The organism is Sphingomonas sp. BL-S-29, from assembly GCF_055521495.1.
Genome location: NZ_CM145482.1, coordinates 4431068 through 4447645, shown reverse-complemented (window position 1 = coordinate 4447645; position 16578 = coordinate 4431068). Strand labels below are relative to the sequence as shown.

General features: G+C 65.9%; 15 protein-coding genes and 1 tRNA gene. 7 read left to right on the top strand and 9 right to left on the bottom strand.

The window, feature by feature from the left end:
• Positions 1 to 102: 102 nt before the first annotated feature.
• The 3 genes from rnpA to ACZ1I2_RS21150 form a co-directional block, all read right to left on the bottom strand.
• Complete coding sequence (gene rnpA, locus ACZ1I2_RS21160) at positions 103 to 369, bottom strand: ribonuclease P protein component (RefSeq protein ID WP_465181523.1); 267 nt, start codon at positions 367 to 369, stop codon at positions 103 to 105.
• A gap of 56 nt (positions 370 to 425) precedes the next feature.
• Complete coding sequence (rpmH, locus tag ACZ1I2_RS21155) at positions 426 to 560, bottom strand: 50S ribosomal protein L34 (protein ID WP_010162954.1); 135 nt, start codon at positions 558 to 560, stop codon at positions 426 to 428.
• 87 nt (positions 561 to 647) lie between these two features.
• Complete coding sequence (locus ACZ1I2_RS21150) at positions 648 to 929, bottom strand: hypothetical protein (RefSeq protein WP_465175944.1); 282 nt, start codon at positions 927 to 929, stop codon at positions 648 to 650.
• Positions 930 to 1047: 118 nt separating this feature from the next.
• On the opposite strand from ACZ1I2_RS21150, the gene ACZ1I2_RS21145 reads away from it, so the two are divergent.
• The 3 genes from ACZ1I2_RS21145 (at position 1048) to ACZ1I2_RS21135 (ending at position 3722) form a co-directional block, all read left to right on the top strand.
• Positions 1048 to 2556, top strand: a complete 1509-nt coding sequence (locus tag ACZ1I2_RS21145; RefSeq protein WP_465175945.1) for a YifB family Mg chelatase-like AAA ATPase — start codon at positions 1048 to 1050, stop codon at positions 2554 to 2556.
• 186 nt (positions 2557 to 2742) lie between these two features.
• Entirely contained in the window at positions 2743 to 3375 is a 633-nt protein-coding gene (locus ACZ1I2_RS21140; RefSeq protein ID WP_465175946.1) for a hypothetical protein, read from the top strand.
• Between the two features lie 77 nt (positions 3376 to 3452).
• Positions 3453 to 3722 (top strand): hypothetical protein, encoded by a 270-nt coding sequence (locus ACZ1I2_RS21135; protein ID WP_465175947.1) that lies wholly within the window; start codon positions 3453 to 3455, stop codon positions 3720 to 3722.
• 84 nt (positions 3723 to 3806) lie between these two features.
• On the opposite strand, the gene ACZ1I2_RS21130 is transcribed toward ACZ1I2_RS21135, so the two are convergent.
• Positions 3807 to 5381 (bottom strand): alpha-N-arabinofuranosidase, encoded by a 1575-nt coding sequence (locus ACZ1I2_RS21130; RefSeq protein WP_465175948.1) that lies wholly within the window; start codon positions 5379 to 5381, stop codon positions 3807 to 3809.
• 298 nt (positions 5382 to 5679) lie between these two features.
• Between ACZ1I2_RS21130 and ACZ1I2_RS21125 the strand changes: the two genes are divergently transcribed.
• A complete protein-coding gene (locus tag ACZ1I2_RS21125) occupies positions 5680 to 7515 on the top strand; it encodes a hypothetical protein (RefSeq protein WP_465175949.1) in 1836 nt (611 codons plus the stop codon).
• Between the two features lie 54 nt (positions 7516 to 7569).
• Here the strand turns inward: ACZ1I2_RS21125 and ACZ1I2_RS21120 are convergent, their stop codons facing one another.
• Positions 7570 to 7911 carry a hypothetical protein gene (locus ACZ1I2_RS21120; protein ID WP_465172221.1) on the bottom strand — a complete coding sequence of 114 codons (342 nt, stop codon included), beginning with the start codon at positions 7909 to 7911 and terminating at the stop codon, positions 7570 to 7572.
• Between the two features lie 196 nt (positions 7912 to 8107).
• Here ACZ1I2_RS21120 and ACZ1I2_RS21115 point away from each other — a divergent pair, with 196 nt between their 5' ends.
• Positions 8108 to 10258: a sulfatase-like hydrolase/transferase gene (locus tag ACZ1I2_RS21115; RefSeq protein WP_465172222.1), complete on the top strand. Its 2151-nt coding sequence runs from the start codon at positions 8108 to 8110 to the stop codon at positions 10256 to 10258.
• Positions 10259 to 10321: 63 nt separating this feature from the next.
• Here the strand turns inward: ACZ1I2_RS21115 and ACZ1I2_RS21110 are convergent, their stop codons facing one another.
• The gene (locus tag ACZ1I2_RS21110; RefSeq protein ID WP_465172223.1) at positions 10322 to 10825 is read right to left on the bottom strand and encodes a Ros/MucR family transcriptional regulator; all 504 of its coding nucleotides are present in this window, start codon (positions 10823 to 10825) and stop codon (positions 10322 to 10324) included.
• Between the two features lie 446 nt (positions 10826 to 11271).
• On the opposite strand from ACZ1I2_RS21110, the gene ACZ1I2_RS21105 reads away from it, so the two are divergent.
• Positions 11272 to 11356: transfer RNA gene (locus tag ACZ1I2_RS21105), tRNA-Leu, on the top strand.
• A 37-nt stretch (positions 11357 to 11393) separates the two neighbouring features.
• Here ACZ1I2_RS21105 and ACZ1I2_RS21100 read toward each other — a convergent pair.
• Both ACZ1I2_RS21100 and ACZ1I2_RS21095 read right to left on the bottom strand, forming a co-directional pair.
• The gene (locus tag ACZ1I2_RS21100; RefSeq protein ID WP_465175950.1) at positions 11394 to 13274 is read right to left on the bottom strand and encodes an ABC-F family ATP-binding cassette domain-containing protein; all 1881 of its coding nucleotides are present in this window, start codon (positions 13272 to 13274) and stop codon (positions 11394 to 11396) included.
• A gap of 159 nt (positions 13275 to 13433) precedes the next feature.
• Complete coding sequence (locus tag ACZ1I2_RS21095; protein WP_465175951.1) at positions 13434 to 14225, bottom strand: SDR family NAD(P)-dependent oxidoreductase; 792 nt, start codon at positions 14223 to 14225, stop codon at positions 13434 to 13436.
• Between the two features lie 99 nt (positions 14226 to 14324).
• Here ACZ1I2_RS21095 and ACZ1I2_RS21090 point away from each other — a divergent pair, with 99 nt between their 5' ends.
• Positions 14325 to 15257 carry a LysR family transcriptional regulator gene (locus tag ACZ1I2_RS21090; protein ID WP_465175952.1) on the top strand — a complete coding sequence of 311 codons (933 nt, stop codon included), beginning with the start codon at positions 14325 to 14327 and terminating at the stop codon, positions 15255 to 15257.
• On the opposite strand, the gene ACZ1I2_RS21085 is transcribed toward ACZ1I2_RS21090, so the two are convergent.
• Entirely contained in the window at positions 15238 to 16545 is a 1308-nt protein-coding gene (locus tag ACZ1I2_RS21085) for a sensor histidine kinase (protein WP_465172227.1), read from the bottom strand. The two genes, ACZ1I2_RS21090 and ACZ1I2_RS21085, sit on opposite strands and share 20 nt — an antisense overlap.
• Positions 16546 to 16578 lie beyond the last annotated feature (33 nt).

Below are 16578 nucleotides of genomic sequence, written 5' to 3'. Positions count from 1 at the left end.
GGGTCCAGGCGCGGTCATCTGAGCCCTGGGCGACGCTCCTGAGGCGAGTGGCCGCGCTTGGATGCTGAAACAAGTTCAGCATGACGGCTGGGGTGGGGCCGGTCACCGCGCCACCTTGGTCAGCGCCTTGGCGAGATCCGCCCGCAACTGGGCGAAGTCGCGGTCGATGCCGCCGTTCCGCCCGATCAGCACATGGTCCGCGCCGCGAATGCCCGATTCGGGCAGCAGATCGCGAGCGAGCGCGCGCAGGCGCCGCTTCATGCGGTTACGCACGACCGCATTGCCGATCTTCTTGGTGACGGTGTACCCGATTCGCATCGACGGATCGCCGTCGTCACGATCGCGCACCAGCAGGACAAAGCCCGGCATCGGCGCGCGTTTTCCCGCATTCGCCGCGAGAAAATCGCGGCGGATGCGAAGGGTGGTCAGGCCGACAGCTTCTTGCGGCCGCGATTGCGGCGAGCGCGAATCACGTTGCGGCCGCCCGGAGTCGCCATCCGCGACCGGAAACCGTGCCGGCGCGCGCGCACCAGATTGCTCGGCTGAAAGGTCCGCTTCATCGTTCATTCCCTGGTCGTCTGAATAGAAAAGGGCCGCCACGCGGACGGCCTCGTAGCGGGTGCCCTTAGGCAAAGAGTGCGGCTTAGTCAACGTTCCAGGGACTCGCGGTCCCGTTCGCGGCGCCGCCGCGCGCTCGCGCGGCGCAGGCCCATATCGGCATAATGGCCGAGTCTGGGCCAGCGGCGCTTGCCATGAACGAACTGGCGTTTCGCCCAATGCGAGTTTTGCAGCATCAGCGCCAGCCCGCCCGCGAAGACGAACACGCCGCCGGGGCCGGGGATGACGCCGACAAGAGGCGTCGCGATGACCAACAGGACGCCCAGCCAGAACAGACCGAAGCGGATCGTCGGGTGACGTGAAGCGCGCATGGGACGCGATGTGGGTGCGGTGTGTTGGTTTGACAAGACACTATTCCTGGCCACGACCGGTTCTTTCCCGGACAAAATTGCGTATGACCAACGCTCTTCGGGGGGAGTCGGGGGCAATATGGTCGCGAGCGTATCGACGGTGGCGTATCTCGGGCTCGAGGCGCGCGCCGTCGAAGTGCAGGTCCAGCTGATCCCCGGCCTCCCCGCGTTCAATGTCGTCGGGCTTGCCGACAAGGCGGTGGCGGAGAGCCGCGAGCGGGTGCGCGGCGCCATCGCGGCGATGGGCCTGTCGCTGCCGCCCAAGCGCATCGTTGTGAACCTGTCGCCGGCCGACCTGCCCAAGGAGGGATCTCATTTCGACCTGCCGATCGCGCTCGCATTGCTCGGCGCGATGGGCGTGGTCGATGCCGAGACGCTGGCCGACTATGTCGTGGTCGGCGAACTGAGCCTGGACGGCCGGATCGCGCCGTCGCCGGGCGTGCTGCTCGCGGCGCTGCACGCGTCGGAGATAGGCAAGGGGCTGGTCTGCCCGGCGGCGCAGGGACCGGAAGCGGCCTGGGCGGCGGGGGTGCAGGTGCTGGCGGCGCCCGACGTGCTGGCGTTGCTCAACCACTTCAAGGGACATGGCCTGCTCTCCCCGCCACAGCCCGGCGAGGTCGAGGAAGCCGGGTTCGGCCCCGATCTCGCGCAGGTGAAGGGGCAGGAGACCGCCAAACGCGCGCTGGAGATCGCTGCCGCCGGCGGCCACAACATGGTGATGGTCGGGCCGCCGGGCGCGGGCAAATCGCTGATGGCGGCGTGCCTGCCGGGCATATTGCCGCCGCTCGATGCGGCCGAGGCGCTGGAGGTGTCGATGGTGGCGAGCGTGGCCGGCACGCTCAGCGGCGGGCGGCTGACCCGCACGCGGCCGTTCCGCGCGCCGCATCATTCGGCCTCGATGGCGGCGCTGGTCGGCGGCGGGCTGAAGGTGAAGCCGGGGGAAGTCAGCCTCGCGCATCTCGGCGTGTTGTTCCTCGACGAATTGCCGGAATTCCAGCGCGCGGTGCTCGATTCGTTGCGCCAGCCGCTGGAGACGGGCACGGTGAGCGTCGCGCGGGCCAATGCGCATGTGACCTTTCCGGCGCGCGTCCAGCTCATCGCTGCCATGAATCCCTGCCGCTGCGGGCATCTGGGAGACGCGTCGCTCGCCTGTTCGCGCGCGCCGCGGTGCGCGGCGGATTACCAGACCAAGGTTTCGGGGCCGCTGCTCGACCGGATCGACCTGCATGTCGAGGTGCAGGCGGTGAGCGCCGCCGACCTGGTGCTGCCGCCGCCGGCGGAAGGATCGACCGAGGTCGCCGCGCGCGTGGCCGCCGCGCGCGCGGTGCAGACGGCGCGCTATGCCGACCACCCGATCCGCACCAATGCCGAGGTCGACGGGGTGCTGCTCGAGGCGGTCGCGACGCCGGACGAGGCGGGGCGCAAGCTGCTCGCCCAGGCATCGGAGGCGATGCGCCTCTCGGCGCGCGGCTATACCCGCATCCTGCGCGTGGCGCGGACCATCGCCGATCTGGCGGGGAGCGAAGGGGTGGGGCGCATCCATGTGGCGGAGGCGCTGAGTTACCGGCGGCAGGCGCCGCGGAATTGAGCTATGTGGCGGCGTGCTTTGTCGCCCGTTCCGCGATGGGGCGACGCCGAAGTGTCCGCAAGTAAAGCGCTGATCACGGCGATTTTGCGTAATTTGAGCGGCCAAGGCGATGGTGTTGACATAAACTATTTATGCGTCTCTTTTGGCATGAAGGCTTGGGGGCAAGCCAGTAGGGGGGGATGCAAAATGAAAAAATATGCACTGGTCATGGCGCTTTTAGTCACTGGCGCGCCGCTAACGTACGCTGCGGCTCAGCAGGCCGTAGTAATTGGCGGTCCCACCAGCCCGATGTTAAGGATTGGCACAGAAGTTCCTGTGCGCCTTCGCACAGAGCTGACCACGAAGCACAAGGCATTGCGGGTTGGTCAAAGGTTCGAGATCGAAACCACAGAGCCTGTGATGCTCGATGGACACCTCATTATTCCCGTGGGCACCCCCGGCGTCGGTGAAGTGACAAGCGTAACGAACAAAGGGATGTGGGGAAAATCGGGCCATTTCGACATCCGCCTTCTGCACCTGCGTCTTGGTGACCGCCAAATCCGATTGGCGGGCACGTTGGACGACAAAGGCGTGGCCGGAGGTATCGGTGCAGCCGCAGTCTCGGCGATCGTTTTCTTGCCCGCTGGTTTCTTCATGACTGGCACAAGCGCGCGCATGCCCGCCGGCACGATCGTCAAGGGATCGATAGACGAAGATGTGCCCGTTTCTTTCGCTGGTGTAGCTGAGACGCAGCCGTTGGTCGTGCAAGCCGCGGCGCCCCTGCCGACACCTGCATCGGCGCCCGCACCCGCGCAGGCTTCCGTTTCAACGACCAAGTGAAAAGCGATACCCGCTGAAATGGTGACTCTTTTCGGTCTCCGTTGACGTTTCAGTATCGCAACAATATTTGCTTTTGCTTGTTCGAGGTCGACGGCGTGCTGCGCGAGATCCAGTCTCAGGCGGTCGAGCGCGGCAGGACCGTGGTGTACGGCACCGATTATATGCACGGGCAGGCCAGGGTGACGGACGACATGGCCACCGGCCGGGGCGAGGCGGACCTGACGGAAGCACGGCGCTTCGCGGACTCAAGCATGAACGGCAGCGGGGCACTCGTCGTGCTTGCCGATGTGAGCGGCGTCAGCTTCAAGACTTCCGGATTCGGCAAGGCCATCAAGATCTGCGGATAGGCAGGGCATCCGGCCCGCGAAGGTGGCTGCCGACATGTCTCCCTTGTACCGATGAGGGGGCGCCCGATGACGCCCCCTGTCGCCTCATTGCACCTTCAGCATCACCACTGACTTGGCCGGGATGGTGGCGTTCAGCGCGCCGCCCTCGAGCCGCGCGCCGTTGAATGCCGCCGGTTTCACCGCATCGGGCGCGGCGAAGTCGTTATGCGCCTGCATCGTCGCCGCGGTCAGGATGCGGCCGGTGACGCTGGTGCCGGCGACACCGGCCAGCGTCGCCGAAACCGCGGCCGCGCGGTTGGGATCGACGTTCACCAGCGCAATGTAGAGATGCCCGTCGGTGCCGCGCGCGGCCGAGGCACTGACTGACGGGATCGCCCATTGATCCTTGTTATACCAGCTCGACGTGAGATCGATCGGTACGAAGGTCGCGTCCTGGAACGGCTTGTACATCTCGAACACATGATAGGTGGGGGTCAGCACCATCTTCGGTCCGTCGGTCAGGATCATCGCCTGCAGCACGTTCACCATCTGCGCGATGTTCGCCATCTTCACGCGCTTCGCATGCTTGGCGAAGATGTTGATGTTGAGCGCGGCGACCACCGCGTCGCGCAGCGTGTTCTGCTGCTGCAGGAAGCCCGGATTGCTGCCCGGCGTCGGATCGTACCAGGTGCCCCATTCGTCGACCGCCAGGATCTTCTTCCCGGAGGGGTCGTATTTGTCCATGATCTTCTCATGGCCGTCGAGATATGTGTCCATCAGCAGGGTCTTGGAGAGCACGCGGGCCCAGGATTCCTCGTCGAAATCGGTGGCGGATCCCTTGGGGTTACGGCGGCTGGGGAAGGTGTAGTAATGGACGCCGGTGCCATCGATCTCGTTCGCGGCCTCGCGCATCATCACTTCGGTCCAGTTATATTCCGCCCAGGGCTCCGCATTGTGCGTCGCGCCGCTGGCGATCTTCATCGTCTTCGTGCCCTGGGGCAGCTTGACGAAGGTCGAGTAGCGCTTGGTCACATCGGCCGCATATTCGGGACGCATATTGCCGCCGCAGCCCCATAGCTCATTGCCGAGGCCGAACCATTCGAGCTTCCACGGCGCCTTGTGGCCGTTCTTCGCGCGCAGATCGGCGAGGCTGCCGGCAGGCGCCGTCATATATTCCACCCACTCGGCCATCTCCGCCGGCGTGCCGTTGCCGACATTGCCCGAGACATAGACTTCGGAGCCGATCTGCTCGGCGAAATCCATGAATTCATGCGTGCCGAACGCATTGTCCTCGGTCACGCCGCCCCAATGGGTGTTGACCTTGGTGGGACGCTGCGCGCGCGGGCCGATGCCTTCGCGCCAATGATATTCGTCGGCGAAGCAGCCGCCGGGCCAGCGCACCACGGGGACCTGAAGCGCCTTCAGCGCGGCGACGACGTCGTTGCGCATGCCGCGGGTGTTGGGGATCTTCGAATTGGGGCCGACCCAGACGCCGCCATAGATGCCGGTGCCGAGATGCTCGGCGAACTGGCCGAAGATGTGGCGGTCGATCCTCGCCCCCGGTTGATCGGCATGGATCGTCAGCGTGGCGGCGGGGGCGGGCGGGGGTGACTGGGCGAGGCCCGGCGTCATCCCGAAACAGGCGCAGGCCAGCAGCGCGGCAACAAAGCCTTTCCTCATGATATTCCTCTCCCTGTCTTATTGTCGGACAAGTATACGGGATCATATAGGATCGCAAGAGAGGAGGTCGGGGGATTGCGCGGCCCTCGCGGTCATTTGTCCGCCTTCGATATGATCATAACTCCTACAAGAGGTGCCAGCCTCGCGAGACCAAGCGACAACGCGGTCGAAGCGTCGGCAAGGCGTTGGAGTTCCTCGAAAGAGTCTTCCCCGGATCGGTTCGAGTTGGCATCCCGCCCGATTGACTCAGTCAGCGACCGGGCATCTTTTTGCCGCCGATTTCCAGCGGAGATTTGTCATGTCCGATCAGACTTCGGGTAGCTTCGTCACGCCGGTATACCGGACCAGCGGGGTCCTGGCGGCAATGTCCACGGGCGGCGCCACCGGGGGCCCGATCAATCCGGGCGGCGTGGGCATCTGCCTCAGCGGCGGCGGCTCGCGTGCGATGGGGGCGGCGATGGGGCAGCTCCAGGCGCTGGAGGCGCTGACCACGGCCGCGGGCGACAGCCTGTTCAGCCAGGTCCTGGCGATGTCGACCGTGTCGGGCGGCGGCTGGGTCGGCATTCCCTTCACGTTCCTGCCGTCGAGCTTTTCCGATTCGCAATTCCTCGGCAGCTATACCGAGCCCGCCAATCTTACCGACGGGATCATCACCGCGTCGCCGGCTGGATGGCTCGGCGGGCAGGTGTCGAGCGGCTTCTCGCTTCCCGATCTCGCCACCAAGGCGGTCTATCTGAGCAGCCAGGGCGTGCCGTCGAGCCAATTGTGGCAGACGCTGATGGGCCTGCATTTCCTCCAGCCCTATGGCCTGTTTCCCGTCGCGTCGGATTTCCAGCCGAACACCCTGTTCTCGCTCGATTCGCAGATCTTCGGCAGCCAGGTGACCGGGCCCAACCCGTCGCTGGCCGATGTGCCAGCCTATCTGGTCGCGCAGGTCTCCGGACAGCAGCGACCCTATCTGCTCGGCGTCGCGAGCATGTTCGTGACCTTGCCCATCGAGCAAGTGCAAGCGCTCGTGCCGGTGCAGTCGACCCCGGTGCTGACCGGCATCCTCCCGACGCCGGTCGGCGGCGTCGACGGCAATGGCCTGGCGGTGGGCGGCGGCGCGATCGGATCGTTCAGCTTCGACTCGACCTATGAATCGAGCGGGAGCGACGGGACCGCGACGATCCAGCAGAGCGGGCAATGGTCGCTGATGGATATCGTGGGCACGAGCAGCGCCGCCTTCGCCGCGTCGCTGGAGAGCGAGCTCGCCAAAATGGCACAATCGTCCCATCGCTTCGCCGCCGCGCTGCGCGCCAACAAGGACAGCGCCGCGGCGAGCCTGGCCGAGCATGGCTATTCGGCGGCCGACGTCGCCGCCACGCTGGAAGACCTGGCCGAGACGGCCGAGACGGGCGGCATGGACGCGGTGAAGGGCCGGCTGGGCGGGATCGATGCGCTGAGCGGGCTGATCCCGACTTATGATTATTGGTCGCCCGGCACGCCGCCATCCTCGGGCGGGTTCGCGCAGCAGGAATTCGCCGATGGCGGATCGCTCGACAATAGCGGCGTCACCTCGATGCTGTTCTATCCCGACGTGTCGACCGTCATCGCCTTCATCAACACCGAGAATGCGCTGACCCAGGATTCGAACGGCAATATCGCGATCGACGAGAGCGTGTCCGCCCTGTTCGGATTCCAGAAATATGATGGGAACGCGTCGTCACCCTATGCGCCGCTATCGGGGGCGCCGACGAGCAATTTGCGCCGGTTCAACCAGATCTTTCCGAGCGCGGATTTCCAGCCGCTGCTCGACGGCCTGTGGCAGAGCACGGGCGGCGACGAGAACATGGCGCCGATCTTCACCCAGCAGCTCGTCACGGTGGCGAACGACTGGTTCGGCATCGATGCCGGGCGCGACGTGACGGTGCTATGGGTGTATCTCGGCATGTCCGAAGCCTGGTTCAAGGAGGTCAAGGATTTCGTCGTGAAGGCCAGGATCGACTTCGAGCTGACCGCCGAGAATTTCCCGCATTACGATACGCTCAAGACGCAGCGCACTCCGGTGCAGATGAACCTGTTGTCCAACCTGACCGCCTGGACGGTGATGCAGAACAGCGCGGCGTTCACGGCCTTGTTCAAGCCGATATGACAAAAGGGGCGCCACCGCGGTGACGCCCCTTCCAGGCTGGTGATGCGGATGGCCTCAACCGCGGCGGCCGTCCCAGTCGCGGCGCTCGAGGCGCAGGCGGACATGGATGCGGTTCACCTGAGTCTGCAGCGCGCTTACTTCGGCGCGGTTCAGGCCGCCGCGCAGATAGTCGTTATAGGTGCGCTGCAGCCTGGTCGCGTCGCGGCGCAGACCGGCGGCCTCGCGCTGCGAAATGGTGTGGCGCAACTGCGCGCGCTGGATCTGGTTCTGCAGCTGGTTGATGTCGCTCTGGATCTCCCGCTGGACCCCGGGCTGAACCCGCCAGGCCTGGGCGGAGGCGGGCATGGCGGCCATCGTGGCAGATGCCATCGCGATCGAGATCAGTATCTTACGCATTACGAACTCCTTTTGACTCCATGGCCCCTTTGCCGGGCGCCGTGGATGTTGTGGAACCCGCCTGTCGCGGAATTGTGCCGTTTCGAGCGCGAAAGTGTCGCGATATGTGATGGATAGGCCAGCGCCGTTCAGCTTCGCCAAAATGTCATAACCGTTTCGGCTCCGACTCGGAATCCCGAGGTCGCGATGTCGTGGCATGAAGCGTCCTGCGGACGCATCGACGATCCGCGTTGACGAGGAGCGGGACATGGCGAGCAGCGCGAACCGAACGGCGGGCATGAACGGCACCAACATCGCGGACACGCCGACGCCGGCACCGACTCCGCCGCCCCGGCCCAATATCCTGCTGATCACCTGCGACCAGTATCGCTTCCCGCGCTTTTCCTATGGGGCGGGTGGCGGGTTCGCCGAGCCGCTGAAGGAAATCCTCGGCTTTCAGGGGGAGATTCACCAGTCCAATCCCTATGCGAAATTCTTCCCCGGCCTGCTCAGGCTGCGCCGGAATGCGGCGGTGCTGCGCAATCACACGATCGCCGCCAGCGCCTGCACGCCCAGCCGCGCGGTGATCTATACCGGGCAATATGGCACGAAGACCGGCGTCACCCAGACCGACGGGCTGTTCAAGAACGGCGATTCCTCTAACTTCCCCTGGCTCGCGGCGGACGGCATCCCGACGCTCGGCACCTGGATGCGTGCCGCGGGCTATTCGACGCATTATTTCGGCAAATGGCATGTCTCCAACCCGCCCGAGCATTCGCTCAGGCGCTACGGCTTCGACGATTGGGAGGAATCCTATCCCGAGCCGCACGGCGCGCAGGCCAATAATCTGGGCATCTATCGCGATGCCGAATTCGCCGGGAGCGCGAGCAACTTCATTCGCCGCCAGGGCCTCGCCGCGAATTACAACCGCGCCTATGCCTCGATGCTGGCGCAGGATCCGACGAGCAGCGGGCCCGTGGTTGCCGACATTCCGCCCTGGTTCGCGGTCGCATCCTTCGCCAACCCGCACGACATCGCGACCTATCCCGGCGTGATCGCGCAGGCGCTGCCCGATGCGGACAGTCGCAGCGGCACCCAGTCGATCTTCGGGCCGCTGACCGTGCCGGAAGTGGGCGCCGCGACCTTGCCGCCCGCCGCGGGCACCACCCAGATCCCGCTCAATCCGGACGATTTCCCGCGGCATTCGACCAAGCCCTCGCCGACCCAGAATGAATCGCTCGCCGACAAGCCGAGCTGCCAGCACGAGGCGGCGTACAAGGTCGGGCTCGCGCTGGCGTCCAAGGGCGGGTTCAACATCGTCGCGGGCGTGGCCGGCGCTGCCTCGGCCGCGGGCCTCGCCCCGACGGGCGACAATGCGATGGCGGCGGCCGTCGCCTTTTCGCTGAAGAGCTGCATCCCGTTCCAGCTGGCGCAGGACCCGGGACCCGAGGAGAATTGTCACAAGTTCCTCGAGCTCTATGCCTGGCTGCATGCCGCGGTCGACGTGCAGATCAACGCGGTGCTGGAGGCGCTGGAGGAGTCCGGCCAGGCCGACAACACCATCGTCATCTTCCTGGCGGATCACGGCGAATATGGCGCCGCGCACGGCATGATGATCGAAAAATGGCACGCTGCCTATCAGGAGGCGCTGCACGTGCCGGTGGTGGTGCAGTTCCCCGGCGGCAGCGCGCCGGCCAACCCTCATGTCGTGGGGGCGGAGCCGGCGCAGATCGATGCGCTGACCAGCCATATCGACATCCTGCCGACGGTGCTGGGCCTGGCCGGCGTCGACGCGACCGAGCGGCAGGCGATCGCCGCGCAGCTGGCAATGAGCCGCCCGGTGCCGCCGCTGCCGGGGGTCGACCTGTCCCCGATCATCGCCGGCGCCGTCGATGGCGCGCGGGTCGACATGCCCGTGGTCGAGCCGGACGGGGACATCCGCGAAGGCGTGCTGTTCATCACCGACGACGAGATCACCGCGCCGCTCGCGCCCTCCCGCAACGCCAGCGAGAAACGCTCCTATCAGGAGTTCGCGGTCTATCAGGAGGTGGTGGAGTCAGTGATCTGCGGCAAGGACGGCAAGGGGCCGGTCCCGCTCAAGCCGGGGTCAGTGAAGCAGCCCAACCATGTCCGCGCGGTCCGGACAAAGGACTATAAGCTCGCGCGCTATTTCGATCCGTCCGGCCGCGAGGCGCAGGAATGGGAGATGTACGATCTGGCGAACGACCCCAATGAGGCGTTCAACCTGGTCGAGGTCGCCGGATCGCCGCCCCGGGCCAAAGCCGGCCTGCCGCATGCGGAAAAGGTGCAGGAGGTGGCCGACCATCTGGCGCGGTTGCTGGCGAAGCTCGAGCTGCGCGATCTGTAGCCGTGACACGAAAAGGGCGGGCAACCATGTGGTTGCCCGCCCTTTCAGCGCGTCGGGTAAAACTCAAACGGTCTTTTTCGGCCGGCCGCGCGGTGCCTTGGGAGCCGCCGGCGCATCGGACGCGGTGGCCGGAGCCTTGAGCGGGCCGGGCTTGCGGCCGAGGCCGATCTTCTTGGCCATGGCGCGGCGCGCCTCCGAATAGGTCTCGGCGACCATCGGATAATCCGCCTTGAGGCCGTAGCGCGAACGGTAATCGTCCGGGGTCAGGCCATGGCCCGACAGATGACGGCGCAGAGTCTTGTAAGGCTTGCCGTCGATCAGCGAGATGATGTGATCCTTCGACGCCAGCGACTTGCGCACGGTCACGGCGGGCACATGCTCAGTCGCAGCTTCGGGCGCCGCGTCTTCTGTGGCGCTGCTTGCGAGTGCGGTCACGGTGGCATGCATCTTCTGGAGGAAGGCCGGCACTTCGTCGGCGGACACCCGGTTGTTGGGATTGCCAAGCCACGCAATGGTCAGCTCGGTCGCGAGCTCGGTTGCGTTGAGATCTGAAGTGTCGTCAGCCATAATTACCTCCAAACTGGATATATTGCTCATTAGCGCGATTACGGGTGGCGTCAACAGCAATACAACAATTGTTCTGCACCGCATGATGGCGAGTTCGTCACAGACACAAACCGGTGCATATTACTGCCTGCACGGCGCGTGTGCAGATCAAGGTTGATGGCGACGACGATAGCGCCCGGTCGACCATAATTCTCGGCACTTCTGCGCGGACACTTGCCGGTTGCTTGGTATTTTCAGGCTGATCTCTGGGCGGGGAGGCCAACTATCTGAAAGAAAGATGAACGAAACTTCATCTTGCGCCAAATGAGCGGAGATCGGCGGAATTTGTCGCGCGGCGGGGCGTGTCCGGTCGGGCGACGACACCAGCGCAGCGTGCGGCAGCGCGCGGGTTGAAATCGCGGCGGCGCCCGGCTAACTGCGCGCTCTCCCGGTCTTGCCGGGATCGTGCGGGCGTGGTGAAACTGGTAGACGCGCCGGACTCAAAATCCGGTTCCGAAAGGAGTGTCGGTTCGATTCCGACCGCCCGCACCAAATTTTTCGAGGATCGGCTCGGGATCAGGCCCGAAGGTCAGGCCTCCACCGTCTCCAGTTCCTCGCTGATCGCCAGCCACACGGCTTCGGCCGCTTCGAGCTTCGCCGCGACATCGGCGCGCTGCTTCATCAGCTCGCTCATGTTCATCCTGGACAGCCATGGCTCGGCGGTCGAGGGATCGAACATCGCCCGGTCGATCGCGCTGCGCTGCTTGGAGAGCTTGGCGACCAGCGCCTCCGCCTCGTGCGCCCGCTTGCGCAGCGCGACGCTCTTCTCGCGTGCCTCGGCATTGGCGCGGCGTTCGTCCTTCTTGCTGACCTTGGCCTTGGCGGCACCGCCGCCGCCGGTCGCACCATCGCTGGAGAGCACGAAGGCGATATAATCCTCCATGCTGCCATTATATTCGGTCGCCGCGCCGCCATCGACCAGCACCAGCCGGTCGGCGGTCAGCTCGATCATGTGGCGGTCATGGCTGACGATCACCACAGCGCCGTCATAGGCGTTGAGCGCCTGGACCAGCGCCTCGCGCGCGTCGACATCCAGATGGTTGGTCGGCTCGTCGAGGATCAGCATGTGCGGCGCGTCGCGGGTGATCAGCGCCAAAGCGAGGCGCGCGCGCTCGCCGCCCGACAGGCTGCCGACCTTGGTCGTCGCCTTTTGCCCCGAAAAGCCGAACCGGCCGAGCTGCGCGCGGACCGCGGCGGGCGACATGCCCTTCATCATCCGCGTCATATGTTCGAGCGGCGTATCGGTCGTGTCGAGCTCTTCCACCTGATACTGGGTGAAATAGCCGACGCGCATCTTGCCCGATGCGGTCATCTCGCCTTCCATCGGGGTGAGCTGCGCGGCGAGCAGGCGGGCAAGCGTGGTCTTGCCGTTGCCGTTGCGGCCGAGCAGCGCGACGCGGTCGTCCGGATCGAGCCGCAGGTTGAGGCGGCGCAGGATCGGATTGCCCTCGGTATAGCCGACCGCGGCCATGTCGAGCGTGACGAGCGGTGGGCGCAGCTCTTCCGGGCTGGGGAAGTCGAAGGACAGCGTCGGATCCTCCGCCATCGCCGCGATCGGCTGCATCTTGGCGAGCATCTTCTGGCGCGACTGGGCCTGTTTCGCGGTCGAGGCGCGCGCGCTGTTGCGGGCGATATAGTCCTGCAGCTTGGCGCGCTGCGCATCCTGCGATGCCTTGGCGGCGGCGAGCTGAGCCGCGCGTTCGGCACGCTGCTGCTCGAAGCTGTCATAGCCGCCGGTGTACATCACCGTCTTGCCGCCCTCGAGATGAAGGATGGTGTCGACGACATTGTTGAGCAGGTCGCGCTCATGGCTGATGACGACCATCATCGCCGGATAGGCCTTGAGGAAATTCTCGAGCCACAGGGTCGCTTCGAGATCGAGATGGTTCGAGGGCTCGTCGAGCAGCAGCAGGTCTGGTTCGGAGAAAAGCAGGGCGGCGAGCGCGACGCGCATCTTCCAGCCGCCCGAATAGCTGTCGATCGGGCGGCCCTGCATTTCCTCGTCGAAGCCGAGTCCGACCAGGATGCGCGCGGCGCGCGCCTCGGCGGTATAGGCGTCGATCGCGATCAGCCGGTCGTGGATTTCGCCGACCCGGTCGGGATCGTGGCAGTCCTCCGCTTCCTTGAGCAGCGCCGCGCGCTCGGTATCGGCGGCGAGCACGGTCTCGATCGGCGTGGTCTTTCCGCTCGGCGCTTCCTGCTTGAGATAGCCGATGCGCGTCTTGCGCGGCATCTCGATCTCGCCCTCATCGGCCTCGATCGATCCGATCATCACTTTCATCAGGGTCGACTTGCCCGCGCCGTTGCGGCCGATCAGGCCGACACGGCTTTTCGGCGGCAAGGTTGCCGTCGCGCGGTCGAGGATCGTGCGCCCGCCGAGGCGCACCGTGATACCGTTGATATTCAGCATGCGGGCGCCACTATCATGCAGCGCAGCATATTAGAAGCACTTCCCCTCCCGCTTGCGGGAGGGGTTAGGAGAGGGCTTGTCCGCATAAGCGGAGTTCAGTGGGGGAGGACAGGCCCTCCCCCCCACCCCTCCCGCAAGCGGGAGGGGGGCAGAAGAAGGTCAGGCGATCGTGTTGACCAGTCCACCCTCGGCCCGGATCGAGGCGCCGTTGGTGGCGGAGGCACGCGGGCTGGCGATATAGGCCACCATGTCGCCGATCTCCTTCGCTTCGATCATGCGCTGGATGATCGAGGAGGGGCGGGCGTCGCGGAAGAATTCCGCTTCGATCTGGTCGATCGGCGCCGCGGGATCGGACGCCTGGCTGCGCAGGAATTCGACGACGCCGTCCGACCGGGTCGGCCCCGGCAGCACCGAATTGACCGTGACGTTGGTGCCGCGCGTCAGCTGCGACAGGCCGCGGGCGATGGCGAGCTGGGCAGTCTTGGTCATGCCGTAATGGATCATGTCCTGCGGCACGGCGAGGCCGGATTCGCTGGAGATGAAGATGATCCGGCCCCAGTTCTGCTCCAGCATGGCGGGCAGATAGGCGCGCGACAGGCGGACGCCGCTCAGCACGTTGACGTCGAAGATGTTAGCCCAGTCGGCATCGCTGATGTCGCCGAATGCCTTGCTTTCATAGATGCCGAGATTGTTGATCAGGATGTCGACGGTCGGCAGCGCCGCCGTCACCGCCGCGGCGCCCTCGGCGGTCGCGACGTCGGCGATCACGCCGGCGACGGGCTTGCCGCCAGAGGCGTTGATGTCGGCGATCGCGTCATCGAGCTTCTGCTGCGAGCGGCCGGTGATGGTCACCACGGCGCCCTCGAGCGAGAGCGAGCGGGCGATTTCAAGGCCGATGCCACCGGTGCCGCCGGTTACCAGGGCAATCTTGTCGGTGAGTTCCAAGTCCATGATGAGTCTCCACGGGGTTTCGTTGGAAGTGATCTAGGCGTGACGCCTGGTTTCTACTATGTCCTGAAGCAGATCAGCATCTGTGACTGGAAATCACCAATGCCGCGTATCCTGATGGAACGATCAGGCGAGATGGAAGTGTTCGTCCGGGTCGTCGCCGAGGGCGGCTTCTCCGCGGCGGCGCGCACGCTCGACCTGACGCCGTCGGCGGTGAGCAAGCTGATCGCCCGGCTGGAGGAGCGGCTCGGCGCGCGCCTGCTGGTGCGCACGACGCGGGCGCTGAGCCTGACCGACGAGGGCGAAGCCTATCACCGCGCGGCGATGCGCATCCTGCAGGAACTGAACGATGCCGATCAGGAGGCATCGGGCGGGGCGGTGCGCGGCAGGCTGCGGGTCAGCGCCTCGTTGCCGTTCGGGACGATGTTCGTCGCGCCGGCGGTCGCGACCTTCCTGGCGAAGCACCCCCAGGTAGTGGTCGATCTCAACCTGACCGACGATGTGGTCGACCTGCTGGCGGAGCGCACCGATGTGGCGATCCGCATGGGCAATCTGCCCGACTCCGGGCTGATGGCGCGCAAGCTCGGCGAGAGCCGCCGGATGATCTCCGCGTCCCCCGCCTATCTCGCGCGGCACGGCACGCCCGAGCACCCGCGGGATCTGGCGCGGCATGATTGCCTGACGTTCAATTTCCGCCGACCGCGCACGACCTGGCCGTTCCGCTGCGACGAGGGGATCATCGACCAGCCGGTGACCGGCAGCCTGCAACTCAACAATGGCGAGACGATGCGGCAGATGGCGCTGGCCGGCGTCGGCATCGCCCGGATCGGGCTGTTCCATGTCGCGGAGATGATCGCGGCGGGTCGGCTGGTCGCGCTGCTCGAAGAGTTTAATCCGGGCGACATGGAAGTGGTCAGCGCGGTCTATGTCGGCGGCGGCATCCTGCCGCACCGGGTGCGGGTGTTCATCGATCACCTCGTCGAGGAGTTGCGGGACGTGCCGCTGCTTGCGCCCGTCAACGCCGGGGCAGGGTGATCGTCGCGTCAAGCCCGCCTTCCGGGCGGTTGACCAGCGTGATGTCGCCGCCCGCCTCGCGCACGATGGCGCGGGCCAGCGCGAGGCCGAGTCCGATGCCCCCCGTCTCCTTGTTGCGCGACGTCTCGAGCCGGGTGAAGGCGTCGAACACGTCGCCGAGATGTTCGGGCGGAATGCCCGGGCCCTGATCGGCGACCACGATCGAGACCTCGCGGTCGCCGGGCACGACCCGAACTTCGGCTGATACGCCATATTTGACCGCATTCTCGATCAGATTGCGCACCGCGCGCCGGATCAGCGACGGGCGCAGCCGCATCCTCAGCCGGTCGGCTTCCTCGAAGGTCACGTCATGGTCGAGATCGCGGAAATCCTCGACCACGGCATCGACCAGGGCGGCCAGATCGACCTCGGTGAGCGCTTCGCTCGGCCGCCCGAGGCGGGCGAGCGACAGGATGTCGTCGAGGGTCCGGTTCATCTCCTCGATCGTGTCGGCCATCTTCAGCCGGTCGGTATCGTCCTCGACCGATTCGATGCGCACGCGCAGCGCGGCGAGCGGGGTGCGCAGATCATGCCCGATCGCGCCGAGCATCCGGTCCTTCTCGTCGAGCATCGCCGAAACGCGCAGGCGCAGCGCGTTGAACGCGGCGATCACGTCGCGCAGATCCTGCGGGCCGCGTTCCTCGACCGGCACATCGACTTCGCCGGGCATGAAATTGCGGGCGGCGGCGGCGAGGCTGCGCAGCGGTTGCGAGATGCGCCGGCCGATCCACAGCACCGGGATCAGCATGATCGCGTACAGCACCAGCGTCTGCCAGATCAGACGCCAGACCAGAAAGGCTTCGGCGCGGGGCCATGGCGCGCTGAGCACGAGCCAGCCCTTGCCGGGCTGTTCGACCGCGATGACCAGCTCGCCACCCATCTTGACCATGCGTTCCGAAAAACGCGGACCCCAGCGGCGCGATCGGCGATCGCCTTTGTGAATCGCGCGGACTTCAGTTTCGATCCGCCCGACTTTCAGCCCGGCTTCCGCCAGTTCGGTGCGCAATCCCTGCTCGACGATCGGCTGATGCTCGCCTGCCGGGTTGACGGGCGAGAGGTCGGCCTTGCGCACGCCGCGACGGCTACCGTCGAAGGGACCGCCACGATTGCTGCGCTCGACCGCATCGACGATGCGGGCGACCGCGGGGCCGGTGGCCTGATCGTAGCGGGAGGCGCGCCGGTCCTGCAGCTGGATCGCGAAGTTGATCGCCTGCGCCACGAACAGCGCGATCGCGATCAGCAGCACCATCTGCCCGGAAAGATTGCGCGGCCACAGCCGGAT